Annotated in this window: 5 protein-coding genes; all 5 read right to left on the bottom strand. The window is 75.1% G+C overall.

Annotated features, from left to right (window positions below; all coding sequences use genetic code 11):
* Nucleotides 1-117 precede the first annotated feature (117 nt).
* From ABZ234_RS33935 to folP, 5 genes are read right to left on the bottom strand one after another with little or no spacing between them, the layout of a single operon-like run.
* Nucleotides 118-606: a DUF3180 domain-containing protein gene (locus ABZ234_RS33935; protein WP_344177082.1), complete on the bottom strand. Its 489-nt coding sequence runs from the start codon at nt 604-606 to the stop codon at nt 118-120.
* Nucleotides 606-1,142: a 2-amino-4-hydroxy-6-hydroxymethyldihydropteridine diphosphokinase gene (folK, locus tag ABZ234_RS33930; RefSeq protein WP_355014770.1), complete on the bottom strand. Its 537-nt coding sequence runs from the start codon at nt 1,140-1,142 to the stop codon at nt 606-608. The genes ABZ234_RS33935 and folK overlap by 1 nt, the downstream gene beginning before the upstream one ends.
* Entirely contained in the window at nt 1,139-1,576 is a 438-nt protein-coding gene (gene folB / locus ABZ234_RS33925) for a dihydroneopterin aldolase (protein WP_355014769.1), read from the bottom strand. Before folB ends, folK begins: the two co-directional genes overlap by 4 nt.
* Nucleotides 1,573-2,013 carry a nuclear transport factor 2 family protein gene (locus ABZ234_RS33920; protein WP_267946860.1) on the bottom strand — a complete coding sequence of 147 codons (441 nt, stop codon included), beginning with the start codon at nt 2,011-2,013 and terminating at the stop codon, nt 1,573-1,575. Before ABZ234_RS33920 ends, folB begins: the two co-directional genes overlap by 4 nt.
* Nucleotides 2,010-2,915: a dihydropteroate synthase gene (folP, locus tag ABZ234_RS33915; protein ID WP_355014768.1), complete on the bottom strand. Its 906-nt coding sequence runs from the start codon at nt 2,913-2,915 to the stop codon at nt 2,010-2,012. Before folP ends, ABZ234_RS33920 begins: the two co-directional genes overlap by 4 nt.
* Nucleotides 2,916-3,063: the final 148 nt, after the last annotated feature.

Genomic DNA, 3,063 nt, shown 5'->3' with positions numbered 1-3,063 from the left:
GGAGGGCGCCTCCGGCTTCCGCGGGCGGTGCGCCCGGGGCGTGTTCCGTGGACGCTCCCGGCGGCCCCGGAGCCCGCGCCGATCGCCGCGGGCCCGGAACGGCCCGCGGGACACGGCCTACCGGGCGGCCGGGGGCTCGTCGCCCCTGTCGTCGTCCTCGGGGACCCGGCAGCAGTACTCCAGGTAGAGGGCCGCGGCCAGCAGGAGCCCGGCGGACAGCGCCGTGAACAGCGCCGTCAGGAACACCTCCCGCTGCGTGGGCAGCACCAGCATGTCCGACACCGTGAGCGCCATGCCCGCGAAGAAGCCCAGCGCCAGCGACGCGAACAGCGCGCTCGCCTTGGCCAGGGCGACCAGGCGGGCCGCGCTGAGCGGCTGGATCGGCTCGGTGCCGGGCTCGTGGCGGATGCGCCTGCGGGTCCGCCCCGCCGTGAACCCCTCCGCCAGGGCGAGCAGCAGCAGGGTCGGGATCGCCGACCACGGCAGGAGGGGCAGGGCGGGCAGCGCGTTGGTCAGCAGGACCCCCAGGAGGGCCCCGGCCACCACCAGCAGCGCCGGCACCCGCCAGCCCGTGGGCCGCAGCCGCCCCTCGTCGTCCTCGGCCATCAGCGGCCCTCCCCGCCCGGCAGCCGCAGTCCCAGGTCCTCGCGCACGCGGAGTTCCTGCGCGCCGCCGGTGTCCTCGGCCACGAGGCCGGCCAGGAGGTCCGCGACCGGGCCGCGGCCCGGCAGTTCGGCGAGGGGGTCGGCGTCCAGCCACGGCTGGAGGACGAACGCCCTCAGGTGCGCCCGCGGGTGCGGCAGGGTCAGGTCCGGGTCGTCGTCGCGCACGTCGCCGTACGAGACGACGTCCACGTCCAGGGTGCGCGGACCCCACCGGACCTCGCGGACCCGGCCGAAGGCCCGCTCGGCGTCCTGCGCGCGGGCCAGCAGCTCCCCGGGCGTGCCGGCCGTGTCCACGACGAGGACCGCGTTGAGGAACGCCCCCTGGTCGGGGCCGCCCACCGGGGCGGTCTCGTAGACCGGGGAGACCGCCACCGGGGCGGGCGCGCCCGGCCCGTCCAGCAGGGTGTCCACCGCGCCCTGGAGGGTCGCCATCCGGTCCCCGAGGTTGGACCCCAGGGAGAGCACCGCCCGGGTCACGTCCGCGACCCCCGTCCGTCCGGGACACGGGCGGGCCCCGCGGCGCCGGGCTCCCCCGGGCCCCCGGGACCCGTCCGGTCCCTGACGACGGTGACCGCGACGTCCGCGAACTCGTGGTCGATGGGCGCGGAAGGCTTGTGCACCGTCACCTCGGCCCGGTCGACCAGGGGCTCGGCCAGGCACGCGTCCGCCAGGCGCTCGGCGAGCGTCTCGATCAGGTTGACCGGCTCACCGGTCACGATCGCGACCAGCCGGTCGGCGAGCAGCCCGTAGTGGACGGTGTCGCCGACGTCGTCGGAGGCCGCCGCCGCCGCGGTGTCCAGGTGGAGCACGGCGTCGACCACGAAGTCCTGGCCCTCGCGGCGCTCGAACCCGAACACCCCGTGGTGGCCGCGCGCGCGGAGGCCGCGGAGGGCGATGCGGTCCCGCGTCACTCCTCGCCCTCCTCGTCGTCCTCCATCAGCACGGGAGAGGCGTGGTGCGACCACAGCCTCCATCCCTGCTCCGTGTCCACGAACAGGTTGGTGGTCACCACCTGGCCCCCGGCGACGAAGCCGGGGCTGCCGTCCTCGGCGGTGAGCACGTTCTCCTCGCACGTCACCATGGCGATGTCGCCCCCGACCCCGATGTGGGTCTCGGTGAGCACGTACTGGATGTACGTCACGTTGGCCATGATCAGCGACCAGGCCCTCATGATCTCGGTCCGGCCGCGCAGCAGCGGCCAGCCCGGGTTGACGCACACCAGGTCGGGCGCCTCGTGCTCCTCGGCCCAGACGCTGCGCATCAGGTCGATGTCGCCGTTCTCGATGGCGCTGTAGAACTGCGCGTTGGCCTCGGCCACGCGCTCCATGACCTCCTGGCGCGACTTCACCGGCCGCCCCGGTCCAGCGGCTCGGAGCGCCCCTCGTCCAGGCCGGCGCCGCCGTCGGCCCAGGCGGCGGCGACGCGCACGGCGTCGGCGTTGGGCCGCACGTCGTGCACCCGCACGGCCCACGCCCCGCGGTCGGCGGACAGCGTGGTGACGGCGGCCGTGGCGGCGTCGCACTCGGCGAACGGGCGGTCCTCGCCCTTGGCGTCGCCGAGGAGCCTGCTCAGGAAGCGTTTGCGCGAACCGGCCACCAGCACCGGCCGCCCCAGTTCGTGGAAGCGTTCGAGGTCGTGGAGAAGCGCCCAGTTGTGCGCCTGCTCGGGGCGTTTGGAGAATCCCAGTCCCGGGTCCAGAACGATCTGACCCGGATCGACACCTGCACTGATCATGGCCTCCATACGGTCGCGGAGCTCATCGAGGACCTCCTGGACGACATCCGTGTACACGGCACGGCTCTGCATGTCATGACTATGCCCACGCCAGTGCATCAACACGTAGGCAACGCCGGAAGAGGCGACAAGGCGTGCCATCGCCGGATCGGCGAGGCCCCCGCTGACGTCGTTGACGAGCACCGCGCCGGCCTCGACGGACCGCTCCGCGACCTCCGCGCGCATGGTGTCCACGCTGACGGCGACACCGCGCGAGGCGAGTTCGCGCACGACGGGCTCGACCCTTCGCAGCTCCTCCTCCGCGGAGACGCGCTGCGCTCCGGGGCGGGTGGACTCACCGCCCACGTCGATGATGTCCGCGCCCTCCTCGACCAGGCGCAGGCCGTGCTCGATCGCCCTGTCGGGATCGAACCACGCGCCGCCGTCGGAGAAGGAGTCGGGGGTGACGTTCACGACCCCCATGACCAGGCACCGCCCGCGGTCGGGCAGGCCCGGAAGTGTGTGTTTCGGCCCCATAAGGATCACCCTACGCGTACGGCCGGGGGGCGGGGGGGGGGGGCCCCCCCCCCCCCCCCGGGGCCCGCGCCCCCCCCCCCCCGGGCCCCGCCCCCCCAGCGCCCCCCCACCCGGGCGCGGGGGACGCGCAAAGCCACGGGCCCGGTGG

Source organism: Nocardiopsis sp. NPDC006198, assembly GCF_040613895.1.
Classification (GTDB): Bacteria; Actinomycetota; Actinomycetes; order Streptosporangiales; family Streptosporangiaceae; genus Nocardiopsis; species Nocardiopsis tropica.
The sequence above is the reverse complement of the archived record's forward strand: the minus strand, read 5'-3'. Positions and strand labels throughout refer to the sequence as shown.

What these genes read in the sequence shown, in the direction of transcription:
- folP (WP_355014768.1), bottom strand. Translation starts at nt 2,915, where the DNA reads ATGGGGCCGAAACACACACTTCCGGGCCTGCCCGACCGCGGGCGGTGC.
- ABZ234_RS33935 (WP_344177082.1), bottom strand. Translation starts at nt 606, where the DNA reads ATGGCCGAGGACGACGAGGGGCGGCTGCGGCCCACGGGCTGGCGGGTG.